Source organism: Nitrosomonas sp. (genome assembly GCA_031316255.1).
Lineage (GTDB): Bacteria > Pseudomonadota > Gammaproteobacteria > Burkholderiales > Nitrosomonadaceae > Nitrosomonas.
Map to the genome: position 1 here is coordinate 2,311,883 of JALDQW010000001.1, position 18,739 is coordinate 2,330,621.

Sequence of the window (18,739 nt, forward strand, 5' to 3'; positions counted from 1 at the left end):
GTTGCTCAGCTTATTGGGTTTTCAATCCTGCTCAAGGTTTTATGTTTATCCCGAAATGGGTGGTTAGAGTTTAATTGCAACAATAAGATATCTTGATATGTTCTGTAATGCATTGTTTTGATAGACTATATTTTAAAAATGTATCTATCGAATTGAAGCAATTAAACGCCAGAAATCTGATGCTGGCGGGCTCAGAGCGATTGTCAGCATTTATTCGTTTAACTTCTTGGTTGACAAATAAGCGTAAATTTTTCCCGCGTTTGATAACTATATGCGTGAAAAGATTACGTGTCAATAGAATGTGTAATATTTTCACACATTTTTATGTAGAACGATTAATTCCAAATAAGGCGTGGCGTTTCCCAGCTAATTTCAGTTGCATAAAAAGCTGACCGCGTTACAGCAGAATTTATGACTTGCAAATTAAAAGTTTACGTCCTACAATGACTTTTGGAACGAAAGTTATAAGGAAAATTACCATGATCAAGCTACATCAATTTGTCCGTACCTGGAATATCCCTAACCTTAGCCATTTTTGCTGCAAACTGGAAACATATCTACGCCTGACTGAGAGACCTTATGAAATTGTGCATAGCATTCCGCCGAAATCGCCCAAAGGAAAGTTGCCGTTTATAGAAGATGGCGACGAAAAAATGGCGGACAGCGATTTGATTATTCAGTACCTCATTAAAAAATACGGTGATACATTGGATGCCGATTTAACGCCTTCTCAGAAAGCTGTCAGTTTGTCCATGCGGCGGTTATTTGAGGAGCATTTATTCTGGATCACCATGTACACGCGTTGGCAGTTTACAGAGGAAAACTGGCAAACAAACAAGACCGCGATTTTTCATGTTTTTCCACCGGTGATTAGAGATGTTGTTGCCGGGGTTTATCGGAAAAGTATACGCAAACAAATATATGGACAGGGTATTGGCCGGCATAGCAGCGAGGAAATCTTTCAACTTGGCCGTGTTGACTTGGATGCGATTTCTGATTTTCTGGCAGACAAACCTTATTTTATGGGGGACAAACCGACCAGTCTTGACGCAACGGCTTACGGATTTCTGGTCAATACAATGGTTTGCCCAATTGAGTCTCCGGTTAAGGAATATGCGCTGGGCAAACAAAACCTCGTCGATTACTGTCAACGCATGACATCAAAATATTATCCTGAATTCATCCGCGATACACAACCGGGACAGAGGATCAATGAAAATTCTTGATTTCGCCATGGCACCCAATCCCATTAAACTCAGACTTTTTTGTGCTGAAAAAGGATTGAGTATTCCGTTTGAACATGTTGATTTTAAAAAAGGCGAACAACGGCAGCCCGGTTTTCTGAAAAAAAACCCGCTTGGCACAGTGCCGGTACTGGAATTGGAAAACGGCAGCTACCTCACCGAGTCGCTGGCTATTATGGAATATCTGGAGGAACTTTATCCGGAGCCATGCATGATCGGCCGAACACCGCTGGAACGCGCCTTCACGCGTCAAATCGAACGATTTATAGAATTGAACATCTTTAATCCTGTTGTGCAGATTTTTTTTCACACGCAACCGTTTTTCAGTGACAAGAATCAGGTTCTTGCCATCGCAGATACGGCAAGAGCCAAATTACCTGTTGCCCTGGAATTGCTTGATCTGAAGTTAAACGGCGGGGAGTTTGTTACAGCAAACACACCAACAATAGCTGACTGTACCTTGCTTGCGGCCTGTATCCATGCAAAACGGGTGGATATTGACTTGGGTATTCAATATAAAAATATTAAGCACTGGTATCACAGTTTTAGTCAACGTAATAGTGTAAAGCGCATCAATCTAGAACTGTAAACGTATTAAGGGCACCTCTAAAAATCCATACTTCGTTACAATACTTCGTTGTTTACAAAAAATGTTTCCTTACATATCAATCATATGCTGCGTCAAAATTTTTTGTTCTTGCCTCGTCTTGTTTAGAATTATAAATTTTTAGAGACGCCCTTAAGGGAAAAACAGGAATTAAAACGACCGGCAGGCCGAGGGTGGGGTGATCATATGTTGTCTCGGCAGTTTGCCCGGTAATGATTCTTCGATATGAACAGATGAATTTCGAAGTTCATGATTGTCTGCCATTTATCTGAACGCAGCATTGGTCATGATGAACGGCGTTATTCAACGCATGTTGAGTTTCTGCTGTTTCGTGGTCGGTAAAATAATTGCAAAGATACTGTTCAAAAGGGATTTGATGCGCGTTATTCAATCGCTGAAATTCCTGAAGCGAAGTCTGTACCTGTATATCGAATTGTTTTCTGGTCGAATCACGGAGTGCGTCATGTTTGAAGTAATGCGTGTATTCGTGTGACTTCTGCAACACCAGTTCGGTTATTGAAAGCTTTTGATCGAGTAGCGTTGACAACATTCTCGCTGACGGCGTGCATTCCGGATAACGAATCGCTTCAATTTGTTTTTGTAACGCCGTTGTATAAGGCCGGTTGACATGGCCATGATCCAGCATTTCGCAAACCGGCTGCATTTCCTGGCACAGTTCCAACGCCCAGTGTTGTAAGTGTATCTCCTGTCCATTATCGGATAATTTAAGGGCTGGCGCTCTGCCTTGGTTGGCGGTTAACAGCATATTGTTATTAATTTCTGCCTGTTGTTCCATGTCATGATGTGGACTTTCCTGGAGCAGGCAAAACAGATTAAATGCTTCAAGAAACCGCATGGTTTGCGTGGAAATGCCCGTTGGTTCGAAGAAATCAATATCTAGAGACCTCAATTCAATATATTGAATCCCTCTCTGCTGCAACGCTTGCGTGGGCCGTTCGTTGGAAATTGTCGATTGTTTTGGACGCACCGGCGTATAGTATTCATTTTCAATTTGCAAGAAGCTGGTGTTCAGTTGACGGTATTCGCCTTGCTCGTGTACGCCGATTCTTTCATAGTCCAAGAAAGAGATCGATGTTGCCTTGCGCAAATCACGGATGTAATCCTCGATGCGGTTAAACGAAATGTGGAACATTCTTTGTACGGGGTTAACATAGCCTGCTTCGCTCATTCTCAAAGATGTCGCATAAGGCTTGTAATAAGTCGTATCCTGAAGTCGCTCAAATGCAGCAGCGCTTATGGAGCGGCGGCTGTCGATGAAGCTTTTGCTGACTGCCGGCGAAGAACCGAATAAATACAGAATGAGCCAACCGTAACGTTGCATATTTCTGATCATGCCCAAATAAGTATTCGTTCTGAATGATTGTAGACTACCGGTGTCATTCATCAATTGCTGATATCCCGGCCAAAACGATTCGGGCGGTGAGTAGTTGAAATGAATGCCCGCAATGACTTGCATACAGCGACCGTAACGATGGCTTAGGCCTCTCCGGTAAATATGTTTCATTTTTCCTACATTGGATGAGCCATAGACAGCAATAGGAATTGCCGAATCCTGCAAGTCGCCTACGGGCATGCTTGCTGCCAACAGCAATTCATCGCCGATATGGGAACAGACGTATTTGTGCAGATCAGTTAAATAATTTGCCAGTTCATTCTCGTCAGACATTGCCGGGGTGATGAGTTCCAATAACGCCTCAGAAAAATCGGTGGTGATATGCGGGTGCGTTAATGCGGCGCCTAATGAAATCGGATGGGGTGTTGTTGATAGCGCGCCATCCCGTGTGATTCTAAGACCTTCTTTCTCTATACCTTTCAGACCATGAACTAAGTCAGTCCAAAGTGTTCTGTCGTCAATGATGACATGATGAATCTGGCTAACGGGTTTTGACATTTTTGTTCCTGTAATTCGTCAATAACAGCAGTGTTGTATGAATAAATAGTAGCCTAGCACATCAAGCCCATGTCTATATTGATTTGTTCAAAATAGGGCTGGAATAAACTCGCATTAAACAAGTAACGGAATTGTATTCCAGTTAATTGCGTTTTGCAAGTTACGACGATTAAACGTATTTTTGTGACTGGCAGAATAGTACAAATTTAAATTGACTAAACCAAAAACTTAAGCAGTTTTTCTTTCAGCAAATCAGGAACTACCGGTTTGCCCAGATGATCGTTCATCCCCGCTTGCATGGATTGCTCAATGTCAGATTGAAGTGCGTTGGCTGACATGGCTATAACAGGCAGTAATCTATACTGTTTGCTGTTGCGAATTGCTTGGACTGCGGTGTAACCATCCATGACAGGCATCTGGATATCCATCAACACTACATCGAACTGCTGTTTATCCAGCATCGATAATGCTTCTTCACCATTATTGGCTGCACTAACATGCATGCCCAATTGTTTCAGAAGTTCAGTCGCCACCATCTGATTAACATCATTATCTTCAACCAGAAGCACTTTCTTATCTTGCAATACGGCCACAGTCTCTTTGGAGTTCGAAGTACTTGACCGCTTTCTATTGTTGCAATTTCCAGAGTCCAGACTGAAATTGACAATAAATTTGGTGCCGACACCTACTTGGCTGTGTACCGATATTTCACCGTCCATGGCATCGACGATTCGTTTGGCGATGTTGAGACCGAGACCGGTGCCGCCAAAACGTCTGGTGATGGAACTGTCTGCTTGCGTGAAAGGTGTAAACAAATCGTCCATGCAGTCTTCAGGTATGCCAATTCCGGAGTCTTCAACCGTTATTGTGAGATTTGTTTTGCCCACTTTACTGGAATTATTGCAACTAAAGGTGCAGCTTACTGTGCCTTGTTGGGTAAATTTTATCGCATTGCCGATCAAATTTACCAACACCTGTCGAACTCGAACCGAGTCTCCAACAACTGTTGCCGGAATTGCCTTGTCGGCTACAAAAACAAGCTGGATGCCTTTCTTCTCTGCTTGAAAGGACAATTCTTTTTCAACGCCATTGATCAGCGTTATGAAATCGAACGCCTTGTTTTCCAGCCGGAGCTGGCCTGATTCCATTTTGGAAACATCAAGAATGTCGTTGATGATTTCGAGCAAAGCATTCGATGAATATTCAATGCGCTGCAATACATCTTTCTGACGATTATTGAGCGCTGTCATTTTTAACAAGTGAAGATTCCCGATCACACCGTTCATGGGCGTTCTGATTTCATGACTCATATTGGCCAGGAAATTACTTTTTGCGATATTGGCGGTTTCCGCCGCTTCCTTCGCTTTTAAAAGCGCCTGGGTGCGTTTGGCGACACGTTTTTCCAGTTCAATATTGGTCTTTTGTTTTGCCGTAATATCTTGAACCAGTCCGAGCGTTGAAGTTGGCATTCCCATTGAGTTATAAAAAGTCTTGCAGTGATGCAATACATACAGTTCTTGATTGGCCGGTGTCATTAAACGGTGTTCAAAGGAATAAATCTGCTTCTGATCAACCGCTTCTTCCAGCATGTCTTTAAACTGGTCACGCTCATTTTCAGGGATTAACGTTAAAAATTTGTGCCAGGAATTTATCGTTTCATTTTCTGGTTCAACGAGCAGCATATCAGCCAATTCCGGAGAACATTTGAATATGCCGCTAAAATAATTTAGTTCCCAGCTGCCAACATCAGAAATTTTCTGAATTTCCTGCAGCTTGTAGCGATCATGCTCGTAGCGTTTATTCTTGGCGCGAAGATCATTGTTCTCCATTTCCAAACGGAGAATTTCTTCTTCAAATTGATCAAGCTTTTGCTTGGTGTCTTTATCTGAGTGGGCCATGTTGAAATACTCAGATTATTCTGGAATCGTTCATGACGATTATTTAAACAAAATATCTTCGGCCAAACGGGTGCCTTCCAGACGTGCGCGTATTTTTTGGTAAACAATGTCACGGCTGGTTGAGGTATCATCGGTAAACGGCGAGAATCCGCAGTCGTCCGTTGTTCCAAGTTGTTCGAGCGGAATATATTCGGCTGCCTCCAGGATTCTATCCCTCACTTTATTTGCTGTTTCAATTTCTGAAACAATGGGATTGATCACGCCCACAAAAACGCGTTGAAACGGCTGGATGATATTTTTAATCAGGCGCAGCGCCTTGCGAGGATTTTCCTCACCGGCCATGGCCACATAAAAATTCCCTGCCCTGATTTTAAACAAGGTTGGCAGCAAAAATTTATAGTCCACGTCGGCGCTGTGGGTAGCATCCATATCTCCTCCCGGGCAGGTATGAATACCAATTTTCTGGATCTCCTCGTCGTTGAAGTGAGAAAGACACTGGTTAATCAGATCGACAAAAGCATCCAGCATACCGCCTGAAGGGTCAAGCTTGAGTGATAGCCGCGCTTCGGTAAAGTCAATCTGTACCTTGTGAGCGCCTATTGCAAGACAGCGGCGCACTTCTTCAACATGCGCCTTAACCAGATCATCGAAGAACTGAGTGCGACTGTAACCTTCCAAGCCATCGACCGGGTAGAGCAGACTCAACATTGAAGGGGAAATTATTGCCTGTTTAACCGGAACATGCGCATGTTTGAGCACGAACTCCAAATATTCATCTGCAGTATGTTGATATTTAAAGGGTGGTTTGGTCAGGGTAGGCGAAAGTTCCCTCACATGGCCATCGGAAAAGACAACGGACAATCCTTTGCCATTAAAGCGATCCGAACCGTGCAGACAATAATGGGCAAAACCATCAAACTTGCGTTGTTCACCATCCGAGATTACCGGGCAACCCAGATCTTCCAGTTCTCGGACCACGGTGATGGTTTCTTCTTGCGCAATCTGGTCCAATATATCTACGCCAAGTTTTCCTGCATCGTACTTTCGATAGGCATCAATGAGCCGCTGAGTACGAGGAATTGATCCAATTTGTTCAGTCGGAATTTGATTAGACATAATCATTATGCTGCCCTAACCTGATTAACATGATTTACCGTATTGAAGTTAATGTAAAAATATTAATAGATTACTGTATATCTTCAGATTTGAAAACGCGGAAAAAGCAACGATTCAAACTGTTTATACTATGCTGAATTAAATTTCAAAACTACCTCTCGTCTGGGAAGGGGCTATTTAGCCGAATAAAACGGAATTTACCCACTTTACAGTACCGGAACGTGCCACACTAAAGATTTTGGTCCGAATATTCCGCATACCTAAAAATATCAGAATTTTTATAATCCGGTACAGGATATTTCATTTTATTGCTGTCCTGTTAACATTTATTCCAAAGCAAGGCTGACTGGTTAGTCTGTTTGAAACGATTATCAGGAGGGTCGCCTGTTGGAAATAATCATACTATTTCCAACAGGCACAGCGCAATCCGTGGGCGATGACAAGTATACTTTCAGGGTGTTACCGTGGCATCCTGCAGCAGTGTTGCCCTGTTGGTCGATGATACAGTATTGCACACGTAACGCATATGCTAGGGACTGTTCTCAATGAGTGAACTGTTCCTGCTGACACCCATTTTGGACCTCAGCGAGACAGAGTGAGTGTTGTGTAGTCGCTCTACATGAGTGAACGATAATGCTGCGGAGGGTTAAAATGGGCCCAGCCCAATGGGTTGTCCCTGAAATGATGCAATGCCGCGTTATTCGTCGTTTATTTGGAATAACCAAACCACGCTTCTCATGCCTTGCCTGACACCATTTCAGGGACAACAGAAATAATTCACTCATTGAGAACAGCCCCAGAGGTATAATGCTTTTTCTATTTACTTACCACTATACAAGATTGAATGATGAGACGGATTCTTATTGTTTTATGCGGCGTGCTGTTGGTGTCTTCCTGTGCATGGGTTAAGGTGTCTTCGATGGGCGAGAGCGTTCGTCTGGTTCAATCAACGAAGACAGTCGAGTCGTGCAAGCGATTGGGAAATGTGAATGCCAAAGTTGTCAGTAAAGTGATTTTTGAACGTGATACGGAAAAAGTCGCCGCTGAACTCGCCAATCTTGCACGTAACGAGGCCGGTCTGCTAGGTGGCGATACCATTATTCCGATTACAGAAATATATGATGGCAGACGCAGATTTGCGGTTTACCAGTGTTTTCAGTCCAAACGCAACAATTGATCATTTATTATATTTGGCGAGGAAAAATAAAAAAGCAGACAGGGATTTTGCCTGGGGCTGTTCTCAATGAGTGAACTGTTTCTGCTGGCGCCCATTTTGGGCCTCAGCAAGGCAGAGTGAGCGTTGTGTAGTCGCTCTACATGAGCGAATGATAACGCTGCGGAGGACTAAAATGGGCCCAACCCCTAAGTGTTATTACGTATTTTTTTCTCTGGGTATTCCCAGTAAGCTACCGGTATTCGTAGAATTAACTGAGTTTGACAAATGATGTCTTTTGTGCGTTTTGGGGAAGGGGTGTAATTCGTCCGGCTTCAACGGATCAGGTCAAGTGTTCAATTATCAGTCAGGAGGCAGGTATGGCGCGAATCGTGATTTTGGGTGCGGGTATTGGCGGTGTGCCGATGGCTTACGAAATGAAGGAAGCGGTCGGGAAAAGTCATGAAGTCATTGTGATTTCGGATACGCCAACATTTCATTTTGTTCCTTCAAATGTCTGGGTTCCATCCGGGTGGCGTAAAGCGGATGCGTTGAAGATTGAGCTGGCGCCCGTGATGCAGAAAAAAGGCATAGAATTTATCCAGAAAGCGGCATCATCGATCGATCCGGAAAACAATCAGGTGTTGCTCAACGATCAGACGTCCGTAGCCTACGATTATCTGGTCATTGCCACCGGACCCCGACTGGCCTTTGACGAAATTCCTGGTTTAGGACCCAATGGTCATACCTCATCGGTTTGTCATGTCGATCATGCTGCTGTAGCGGCAGAAGACTGGAACCGGTTTGTTGCAGATCCCGGCCCGATCGTCATTGGCGCAGTGCAGGGGGCATCCTGTTTTGGTCCGGCATATGAATATCTGATGGTGCTTGAAACGGAACTGCGTAACAGAAAAATGCGCGATAAAGTACCGATGACTTTTGTCACTTCAGAGCCTTATATCGGCCATCTGGGATTAGGCGGGGTGGGTGATACCAAAGGCCTGCTGGAGAGCGCCTTGCGGGAAAAAACCATCAAATGGATTACCAATGCAAAGGTCGACAAGATTGAACCCGGAAGGATATTTGTGACCGAGGTCGATGAAGACGGCAATGACAAAAAGCATCATGAACTGCCCTTTAAGCATTCCATGATGTTACCTGCTTTTACCGGTGTCGACGCGGTACGGCATGTAAAAGCCGATGGCCTGGTGAATCCGCGTGGTTTTGTGCTGGTGGATGAATATCAGCGTAACGCGGCGTTTAAAAATATCTACGCCGTCGGCGTTTGTATCGCCATCCCGCCGATTGAAAAAACGCCTTTGCCGGTCGGTGCGCCCAAGACCGGTTACATGATCGAATCCATGGTGACTGCAGTTGCGCATAATATCACCGAGGAACTGGCAGGAAGGGAACCTTCTTACAAGGCAACCTGGAACGCGTTGTGTCTGGCAGATTTTGGTGATACCGGTGTGGCGTTTCTGGCGAAACCGCAAATTCCACCACGAAATACGACATGGTCGTCTGAAGGCAAATGGGTACATCTGGCTAAAATCGGTTTTGAAAAATATTTTATGCGTAAAATACGCAAAGGGATTAGTGAACCCTATTATGAAAAACTGGTATTAAATCTTTTGGGTTTGACCCGGCTTAAAGACAAAGGGGAATAAGATGACAATAGACAGAGCGGTGCTTGCTGTTGCAGGCAGTTTTATTCTGATCAGCCTGTTGCTGGCACATTTTCATTCGGAATACTGGTTGTGGTTTACCGCCTTTGTCGGTGCCAATCTTTTGCAATCCGCATTTTCAGGGTTCTGTCCGATGGCGATGCTGCTTAAGAAACTGGGCGTGAAACCGGGCAGCGCATTTTAGAACCTGAATGCATGTCTATAAACCGGCGTATACGCTTTATTTAAATTTCCTGACGTCAGATGCGGTGCTGACAGGATATGGCCGATCAGATGGATGCTGCTGACACTGCCATCCATTGATGAAGAGTATGCTTAAAACCATAACAACCAAACTGGCATTAAGCCTGATAGCGTTAGTCCTGCTGCCGTCAACGTATCTGTCGGCAAGTGAAGCGTATGTTTTCGGGCAAGCGCCTGATAAAATGCTTGTCAATGAAACCGCTGCACAGGTGTTTACGCTGAGTCAGGCCATCGATTTCGCACTCGCGAATAACCCCGACCTGCAAATTGCCATTGAACGCATCAAACAAGCCGAGGCGCGGCTGGGAATGGCGCTTGCTGCGTTTTATCCGCAGATCAGCGCTAGGGCAAGTTACGAGCATTCCAACAATCCGGCGCAGGTTTTTGCCATGATCGTGGCGCAGCGGGATTTTGATGTCAATTCTATCCAGAACATCAATAGCCCCGGTTACCGGCAGAACTTTCGCCCGGAAGTCATCGGTACATTATCGCTTTTTCGCGGCGGTCAGGATTTTCAAAAAAGCAAGGCAGCCGAGTTGGGTATCGATGCGGCTGAGTTTGAACGCTCAACAGTACGCAATGCCCTGGTCGAGGCGGTAACGGTGTCTTATTATGCCTATCTTTCCGCACTGGAGGCCAAGAAAGTCGCGCAGGATTCCATTGACGCCATTTCCAGTGAACTGAATCAGACCCGGTTGCGGTTTGAAGCGGGAACCGCACTGAAATCCGAGGTGTTGTCGCTGGATGTGAAACTGGCTGAAGCAAAAAATGCGGAAATCAGGGCGGCCAACAGTGTCGAACTGTCCAAAACCAGCATGGCCAACCTGCTCGGTTTGCAGAATGCGCAATCGTTCAGTATTGCATCAACGTCCGGGTTAACCGTGCCGCATCTGCCGGCATCGTTTGACGCGTTGCTCGAATTGGCGATGACCGAGCGCCCTGAAGTCCAGGCAGCAGCCCGTCAGGTTGAAATCAGCAAGCGCGAACTTAAAGCCGAGTTGGGCGCATATCTGCCCAAGGCCGATGCTTTTGTCAGTTACGGCCAGAACAGTCAGTCGCCGGGCTTTTCCGGTCAGAAGGATAATGTTACTGTGGGCGTGGCTGTTGAAATGAATCTGTTTTCCGGCTTCAGCACCAAACAGCGTGTCAGCGCGGCAGAGCGGAAAGTGGCGGAAATGCGCGAAACAGAACGCAAAACCCGGCTGGCCATTGAACAGGAAGTCAAGATTGCATTTTTAAGACTCGAAGAAGCATTGGCGCGGTTGCGTGTCACCGAGGTATCTGTTTTGTCGGCTGAAGAGGCGTTAAGACTGGTCAACGAGGAACGGCGTGCCGGTATGGCAACGGTGACGCGTTACATAGAATCAGAAGTTGCCCGGAATAATGCGCAATCCAATTTGGTCGCTGCGCACTATGATGCGCTGAGTGCGGAAATTGCATTAAAGAAAGCGGTTGGAGACTGGAAATAAAGGAATGCTCATGTCTCAGGAAAAAGGGCAAAAAGATATTAAAAAAATCATTTCTGTTGCTGCGGTTACGCTGGTTCTGATTCTTTTGCTGTTTTACATGCAGGGCAGTTTTGTCAGCAAAACACCGCCGGGAACCAGTGCGCTGGCCGCTGAAACAAGCGAGCCTGCCAGCAATACCGCGGTAGTCACTGAAAAATTGGTGGGTGATATGCTTGCCTGGCCCGGTACGGTAAAGTCAAGAACGGTTGCCGGGATTGCGCCCCGCCTGACTGCCCGGATTATCGAGATCAGGGTCAATGCGGGCGATACGGTTAAACAAGGCGATGTTATTGCGCGGCTGGACGAACGCGATCTCAAAGCTCAGGAAAAAGCGGCGCTTGCTGCCCTGGCGGGCGCCAATGCACAGGCAGTTCGCGCCACCGCCGACAAACAGCGGATCAGCGGTTTATATGAAAAGGAAGCGGCGACGCGGGAACATTTCGACGCTGTAGTCGCCCAGGCCAGGGAAGCACGGGCGCGCGTCAATCAGGCTGGCGGCGTGGTCAATGAAATCAAAACACGTCTGGCCGATACGGTGTTGCTGGCGCCTTTTGACGGAACCGTTGTCAAGCGCCTTAAACAGCCCGGCGACATGGGGCTGCCCGGCGTTCCGGTGGTGACCATGCAGGTGCCGCATGGACTCAGGCTCGAGGTTGAAGTGCCGGCCGCCTGTGCCGGTGTATTCGGCGTCGGCATGGCGGTCACGGTGCGCATAGACACGCTGAATCAGACTTTCAGCGCGCCGATTGACGAAATCGTTCCCGAAATCGATGCGCAAACACACTCTCAATTGATTAAAATTGCACTGCCAGCAATTGAAGGCTTGAAACCGGGGTTTTTCGGATGGCTGGAACAGGCCTGCGATCAACATACTGCATTGTTGATACCGGTCAAAGCCGTAAAACATCTTGGCCAGCTGGAAGTTGTCCGCGTACTGGCAGACGAACAACAATCCATGCGTCATGTCAGAACGGGTAAAACATTTGGCGACCAGATTGAAATTGTCTCCGGCTTGCGCGCTGGTGAATTGGTCATGATCGATCCCTGGCAGGCACAGTAATGGACAGCGCCAAAGCGCAGGACATAAAGCGTGGCCTGACGACAAAAATCGTCAGGATTTTCACCACTTCGCAGCTTTCCCTGCTGTTTCTGATTATATCGATGCTGGCGGGTGCTGTTGCGCTTATCCTGACGCCGCGCGAAGAAGATCCGCAAATCGTAGTGCCGGTGATGGATGTATTGATTGAATATCCGGGCGCATCGAGCGAGGAAGTGGAAAAACTGGCGGCAACGCCGCTTGAAGTTGTGCTCAAACAGATTGAAGGCGTGGAATATGTCTATTCCGTTTCCAGGCCCGGTGCGGCGGTTGTTACGGTGCGTTATTATGTCGGTCAGAATTACGAAAACAGTCTGATCAAAACCTGGAACAAGCTGTTGTCCAACCAGGATTTGATTCCGCCGGGGGTGACGCGGTGGAAAGTGAATCCCGTTGAAATCGATAATGTCCCTATCGTTTTGCTGACATTGTCATCGCAGAACGCTCATTATGATTCCATGGCATTGCGCCGCATTGCTGACGAGCTGATTGTTGCCTTCAGGAGCATCGACGATGTCGGTAAAAGCTGGGTTGTCGGCGGCGAACAGCGGCGAGTGTCGGTATATGCCGATCCGGCGCGTCTGGCAGCGCATGGTGTGGCCTTGATCGAGGTTTCACGGGCATTGACTGAAACCAATGTCAACATGCAGATTGGTCACTTCGAGCGCAGCAACCGGGAAATTCTGCTGGAAGCAGGGCCGCATTTCAGTTCTTCCAGGGAAGTCGGCGCTACCGTCATCAAACATGTTGACGACCGTCCGGTGTATTTGCGCGATGTCGCGCGTATCGTCGATGGTCCGGCCGATGTCAATCATTATACGCGCATCGGTTTCGGTTCCGCGGTAGACACTATGGTCACAGTGGGTGAAGCTGTTGGTGAAAGACCGCAGGCCGGGCAGGAACGTCAAATGGTGACCATTGCGATAGCCAAACGTAAAGGCAGTAATGCGGTTCATGTGGCTCAAGACATCCTTGCCATGGCGGACAAGCTGTATGGAACGCTGATCCCGCACGATGTCTTGCTGAGCGTCACGCGGGACTACGGCGAAACCGCCAATCACAAAGTCAACGAGCTGGTCAAGCACCTGTGTTTTGCCATCGTGATTATTATGGCGCTGCTGGCGTTTTCGCTGGGGACGAAAGAGGCCTTTATCGTTTCCATCGCCGTGCCGATGACGCTGGCGCTGACGTTGCTGCTGGATTATCTGTTCGGCTACACAATTAACCGCGTCACGCTGTTTGCGCTGATTCTGTCACTCGGCCTGCTGGTCGATGATCCCATCGTCGATGTCGAAAATATTCACCGGCATTATCAATTGCGTAAAGAGCCGCCACTGGATGCGCTGCTGACGGCTGTTGACGAAGTCAGGCCGCCGACCATTCTGGCGACGTTTACCGTGATCGTCTCATTTCTTCCGATGTTTTTTATTACCGGCATGATGGGACCTTACATGGCGCCGATGGCGTTCAACGTTCCCGTCGCCATGATCTTCTCGCTGATCGTCGCGTTTACCGTTACCCCATGGGCAAGCTACAGACTGCTGCAAAGCGTCTATCACAAGCGTGAACATGCAGCAGCCGTGGAATTCAAACAAACGCTGGTTTACCGGATTTATCGCGCTTCCTTGTATCCGTTGCTGACAACGCCCGGCCGCGCGCGCTTGTTTTTGCTGATTATCCTGATCGCTTTTATCGGTTCGGTGTTGCTGGCGGTTACCCGCGCTGTTCCGCTGAAATTATTGCCGTTCGATAACAAAAACGAATTGCAGATCGTCATCGATATGCCGCGCGGCTCAACGCTCGAACAAACCGACGAAGTCGCGCGCGCGCTGGGCAGTTATCTGGCGACGGTCAACGAGGTCACCGATTATCAGACCTATACCGGTGTGGCGTCGCCGATGGATTTCAACGGCATGGTGCGGCGGTATTATTTGCGCAATGGCGGTTATATGGGCGATATCCGGATTAATCTGCTGCCGAAGGATATGCGCACGCATCAATCGCATGAAATCGCATTGCGCATCCGTCCCGAAATAGAACGGATTGGAAAACAATACGGCGCCAACCTGAAGATCGTCGAAATTCCACCCGGCCCACCCGTGCTGGCCAGTGTGGTGGCGGAAATCTACGGTCCGCCTGAAGCCAGTATCGCCGATCTGGTAAAAGTCACCAGACGTGTGCGCGCCGATTTGGAAACCATAGCAGGCGTTGTTGATGTCGATGATTTTTCCGAGGCGCTGCACGACAAAATACATTTTCAACTGGATCGCGAAAAAGCCGCCTTGTCCGGTATCAGCGCGGCGCAGGTTGCCGAGACATTGCGCATCGCCTCTGCAGGCCATACCGTTGGTATCGTACATGCCGAAACCGAGCGTCAGCCGCTGGAAATCATGCTGCAACTGCCGCGCGCGCTGCGTTCATCGGTATCCGATGTGCTGGCGCTGCGGGTGAAAAACGCGCAGGGCGACCTGATTCCCTTGAGTGAAATAGCCACCGCAGTCCTGATGACAGCGGATCAGCCGATCTATCACAAAAACCTGCAGCGGGTGCATTTTGTTGTCGCAGAAATGGCCGGGCGCAGCCCGGTGGAAGCGGTTTTTGACCTGAAAGACATGCTGGCTGAACGCCCCTTGCCGGAAGGGTATACCGTCGAGCTGGCCGGTGAGGGGGAATGGAAAATTACCGTTGACGTGTTTCGCGATCTGGGCCTGGCTTTTGCGGCCGCCCTGGTAATGATCTATATCCTGCTGGTCGGGCAGACCGCCTCATTGACCATGCCGCTCGTCATGATGATTGCCATTCCGTTGACGATCATCGGCATCATGCCGGGATTCTGGCTGCTGAATCTGGTGATGGCGTCGCCCATTGAGGGTTATCCCAATCCGATCTATTTTACCGCCACTGCCATGATCGGCATGATCGCGCTGGCCGGTATCGTGGTGCGCAATTCAATCATTCTGGTCGATTTTATCGAACGCATCCGCGCGCGTGGCGATGTCACTTTGGCAGAAGCGCTGGTCGAAGCCGGTGCCATTCGCCTGCGTCCCATATTCCTGACTGCCGGGGCCGCCATGTTCGGCGCCTTTGTCATCATTCTTGATCCGATATTTTCAGGACTGGCCTGGAGTTTTATTTTCGGTATTTTTGCCTCAACCCTCTTTTCGCTGCTGGTCATCCCGGTGGTGTATTTTTTGATTCACAAAACAGATGACGTCAAGGCGATTCGAACGCAGTTAAAGACAGAGTAATCATGGTTACTGACTAATTACGATGAAAAAAGTAATCGTGTCAGGAGACTGGTTTTCCTGCAATTCAACTAATAAGTTAAGCGGTTGGTTGATTACACGCCGCCGTGCTTATTATTACAAAGCACTGCAAGAGGGGTGTATATGAATTTCAACATGGCTCAATGTTTTATCGGTAATATCTACGTCTTGTCTAAACATACTAGAAAACAATCATGCGGGATTGGTGGGATTCATTAGAAACAGGTGACTGGATAGCAATAGTTGGAATCTTTGTTGCCGTTATTGGTGTCCTTGTAACTGGGCGGAATAAAAAAGGTAACACCATTACTCAGACAATTCATGGCAATAATGGAAATGTTACCAACCAACAGGGTAAAAATAATACGTTCATTCAGAACCAGACCATAAACAATGGTTTAACACTCGAAGAATACGAGGAAGGATTAAAACGCCGTGAAAAGGAAATTCGCGCCGAACTGGAACAGGCACATGCGGCAGATCGTCAGGTACTTGAGCGTGAATTAAGCGACATTCAGCAACAGTTACAAGACACGACGGCCAGTTATGAAGCACATATCGTCAGTCTTAAAGAACGCATCGCACAACTGGAAAAACTGCGTGATGAATTTCCGGATAAAGTTCTGGATCAGGCGATTGAAGCCTTGCGGCAAGGCGAAACCGAAGAAGCAGACCGTCTATTCCAACAAGTTGAAGAAGATAGTGAGAAACACATCAAGCGGGCCGCAGAGGCCGCTTTTCAACGCGGGAAGATTGCAGAAGAGGCCATTCGATACACCAACGCGCTTGAACATTATGAGCGATCGGTTCAACTGCAACCCGACAACCCCCTGTATCTGAATGATGCAGGTGTATTGCTTTACAAGCTTGGCTTTTACCATAAAGCCATTAAATACTTTGAACAGGTGTTGGCCAGTTTCCTGAAAACCTATGGGGAAGATCATCCTTCTGTTGCGACAAGTCGCAACAATCTGGGCATGGCGTGGAAGACACTGGGCGAATACGAGAAAGCCATTGGTTATTATGAACGGGCGTTAGCCAGTTTCCTGAAAATCTATGGTGAAGATCATCCTTCTGTTGCGACAAGTCGCAACAATCTGGGCGGGGCGTGGCATGCACTGGGCGAAAACGAGAAAGCCATTGGTTACTATGAACAGGCGTTAGCCAGTGACCTGAAAACTTATGGCGAAAATCATCCTTCTGTGGCGAGAGATCGCAACAATCTGGGCATGGTGTGGGACTCGCTGGGCCAATACGAGAAAGCCATTGGTTACTTTGAACAGGCACTACCTACAATGGAAAAGTTCCTGGGGAAAGACCATCCTGATACCAAGACCGTGAAAGACAATCTCGATAGGGCGCGTGCTGCTTTGGGAAATTAACGGTTTATTGTGGCTTGCAAACACCGCCATGCTCAGCCCGAATGATTCGCAAGGGAGTATTAGAAATTCTGTGTCATTCCTTTAGTATTAAATTTTATAGGAGTGACGAATGAACAAGACTACAGTGCAATTTGATTTTGAAGAAGCCTTGGAATCCTTGAAAGCGGGGCGGAATTTGAATGGAAAAGATGGCATATTAACGCCATTGATCAAACAACTCACTGAAGCTGCATTGGCGGCGGAACTTGAACAGCATATCAAATCCGGGGATGAACAGAACCGGAAGAATGGCACGACGCCAAAGACTGTAAAATCAGCATCAGGTAGTTTTCAACTGGAAACACCCAGAGACCGCAACGGTACATTTGAACCTCAGTTGGTTAAAAAGCATCAGACTCATCTTACCGATGAAATCGAACGCAAAATTCTATCGTTATTTGCGTTGGGCTCCAGCTATCAGGATATCTCTGGGCATATTGCCGAGATATACGGCATTGACGTTTCATCGGCGACGATCAGTGCAGTCACTGACAAGCTTATTCCGGAGCTTAGGGAATGGCAGCAACGGCCATTGGATAGTCACTATCCGTTCGTGTGGCTGGATGCCATACATCACAAAGTGAAAGACGATGGCCGGTATGTCAGCAAGGCAGTTTATACCGTACTTGGCTTAAACATTGAAGGAAAGAAGGAAGTACTAGGGTTGTATGTATCGGAAAGCGAAGGCGCCCGGTTTTGGCTTTCCGTACTGACAGATTTAAATAACCGTGGCGTACAGGATATCCTTATTGCCGCCGTTGATGGACTCGTGGGTTTTCCTGAGGCAATCAACAGTATTTTTCCAGAAACCGAGGTTCAGTTATGCATTATTCATCAAATCCGCAATTCGATGAAATATGTGGCGTCAAAAAATCAAAAAGCATTCATGGCTGACCTGAAACCGGTATACAAAGCGCCGACCATTGATGCAGCTGAAGATGCGCTTGATGCATTGGAAGCCAAATGGGGAAAACAGTATCCCATCGTGATTCAATCCTGGCGCAACAAATGGGAAAATTTATCGGTATACTTCAAATATCCTGAACCGATACGCCGTGTGATTTATACAACCAACACCATTGAGGCCGTACATCGCCAATTTCGCAAACTGACAAAAACCAAAGGTGGATTTCCGAATGAAAACAGTCTACTAAAGCTACTGTATGTCGGAATTAAAAATGCCAGCAAGAAATGGACGATGCCGATACAGAACTGGAATTTGACATTATCCCAGTTAGCGATATATTTTGAGGGTCGTTTGGATGCGGCGTTGGATTTATGAATTTAATACAGATTTTTATGTCACCGCTGAAACTGGTTAGCGTATCGACACGAATTGTGTCGATCGGTCACCGGTTTCAGTGGTCAACAAGCGAAGCGCGTTAGGTGATTGGCAAACTGACACAGAATTTTGAACACCCTCATTCGCAACGATCCGGTGTTTCCAGCTCACATCAATATCGCCGAACCAGATGGTCTCCTGAGTCAGTTGCCAGTTGACCGGCGGCGGGGTGTTTTTTTCTTGACGGCCAGTTTTTCGTCGTCACCGATCGGTCTGCCTGTGGCATCGTAGGTATGCGAGTTGACCAG

14 protein-coding genes are annotated in these 18,739 nt (G+C 47.3%); 11 read left to right on the plus strand and 3 right to left on the minus strand.

The features are described 5' to 3' along the window. Window positions 1-479 precede the first annotated feature (479 nt). Window positions 480-1,226 (plus strand): glutathione S-transferase family protein, encoded by a 747-nt coding sequence (locus MRK00_10160; GenBank protein ID MDR4517731.1) that lies wholly within the window; start codon window positions 480-482, stop codon window positions 1,224-1,226. Next, the gene (locus tag MRK00_10165; protein ID MDR4517732.1) at window positions 1,213-1,833 is read left to right on the plus strand and encodes a glutathione S-transferase family protein; all 621 of its coding nucleotides are present in this window, start codon (window positions 1,213-1,215) and stop codon (window positions 1,831-1,833) included. Before MRK00_10160 ends, MRK00_10165 begins: the two co-directional genes overlap by 14 nt. Before the next feature lie 265 nt (window positions 1,834-2,098). On the opposite strand, the gene gshA is transcribed toward MRK00_10165, so the two are convergent. From gshA to MRK00_10180, 3 genes are all read right to left on the minus strand, one after another. Next, a complete protein-coding gene (gshA, locus tag MRK00_10170; protein ID MDR4517733.1) occupies window positions 2,099-3,763 on the minus strand; it encodes a glutamate--cysteine ligase in 1,665 nt (554 codons plus the stop codon). Window positions 3,764-3,978: 215 nt separating this feature from the next. Next, entirely contained in the window at window positions 3,979-5,661 is a 1,683-nt protein-coding gene (locus tag MRK00_10175; protein ID MDR4517734.1) for an ATP-binding protein, read from the minus strand. Window positions 5,662-5,700: 39 nt separating this feature from the next. Then, window positions 5,701-6,777 carry a cobalamin-independent methionine synthase II family protein gene (locus tag MRK00_10180; GenBank protein ID MDR4517735.1) on the minus strand — a complete coding sequence of 359 codons (1,077 nt, stop codon included), beginning with the start codon at window positions 6,775-6,777 and terminating at the stop codon, window positions 5,701-5,703. Between the two features lie 847 nt (window positions 6,778-7,624). Here MRK00_10180 and MRK00_10185 point away from each other — a divergent pair. The 9 genes from MRK00_10185 (at window position 7,625) to MRK00_10225 (ending at window position 18,722) form a co-directional block, all read left to right on the plus strand. Beyond that, complete coding sequence (locus MRK00_10185; protein MDR4517736.1) at window positions 7,625-7,954, plus strand: DUF4156 domain-containing protein; 330 nt, start codon at window positions 7,625-7,627, stop codon at window positions 7,952-7,954. Window positions 7,955-8,310: 356 nt separating this feature from the next. After that, entirely contained in the window at window positions 8,311-9,597 is a 1,287-nt protein-coding gene (locus tag MRK00_10190; protein ID MDR4517737.1) for an NAD(P)/FAD-dependent oxidoreductase, read from the plus strand. A gap of 1 nt (window position 9,598) precedes the next feature. After that, window positions 9,599-9,799 carry a DUF2892 domain-containing protein gene (locus tag MRK00_10195; protein MDR4517738.1) on the plus strand — a complete coding sequence of 67 codons (201 nt, stop codon included), beginning with the start codon at window positions 9,599-9,601 and terminating at the stop codon, window positions 9,797-9,799. A gap of 127 nt (window positions 9,800-9,926) precedes the next feature. Next, the gene (locus tag MRK00_10200; GenBank protein ID MDR4517739.1) at window positions 9,927-11,327 is read left to right on the plus strand and encodes a TolC family protein; all 1,401 of its coding nucleotides are present in this window, start codon (window positions 9,927-9,929) and stop codon (window positions 11,325-11,327) included. 10 nt (window positions 11,328-11,337) lie between these two features. After that, window positions 11,338-12,426, plus strand: a complete 1,089-nt coding sequence (locus MRK00_10205) for an efflux RND transporter periplasmic adaptor subunit (protein MDR4517740.1) — start codon at window positions 11,338-11,340, stop codon at window positions 12,424-12,426. Further along, a complete protein-coding gene (locus tag MRK00_10210) occupies window positions 12,426-15,710 on the plus strand; it encodes an efflux RND transporter permease subunit (protein MDR4517741.1) in 3,285 nt (1,094 codons plus the stop codon). Before MRK00_10205 ends, MRK00_10210 begins: the two co-directional genes overlap by 1 nt. Window positions 15,711-15,922: 212 nt before the next feature. Then, window positions 15,923-17,110 (plus strand): tetratricopeptide repeat protein, encoded by a 1,188-nt coding sequence (locus tag MRK00_10215; GenBank protein MDR4517742.1) that lies wholly within the window; start codon window positions 15,923-15,925, stop codon window positions 17,108-17,110. A 109-nt stretch (window positions 17,111-17,219) separates the two neighbouring features. Further along, complete coding sequence (locus tag MRK00_10220; GenBank protein ID MDR4517743.1) at window positions 17,220-18,431, plus strand: IS256 family transposase; 1,212 nt, start codon at window positions 17,220-17,222, stop codon at window positions 18,429-18,431. A 129-nt stretch (window positions 18,432-18,560) separates the two neighbouring features. Next, a complete protein-coding gene (locus tag MRK00_10225) occupies window positions 18,561-18,722 on the plus strand; it encodes a hypothetical protein (GenBank protein MDR4517744.1) in 162 nt (53 codons plus the stop codon). The last annotated feature ends 17 nt before the right edge of the window (window positions 18,723-18,739 follow it).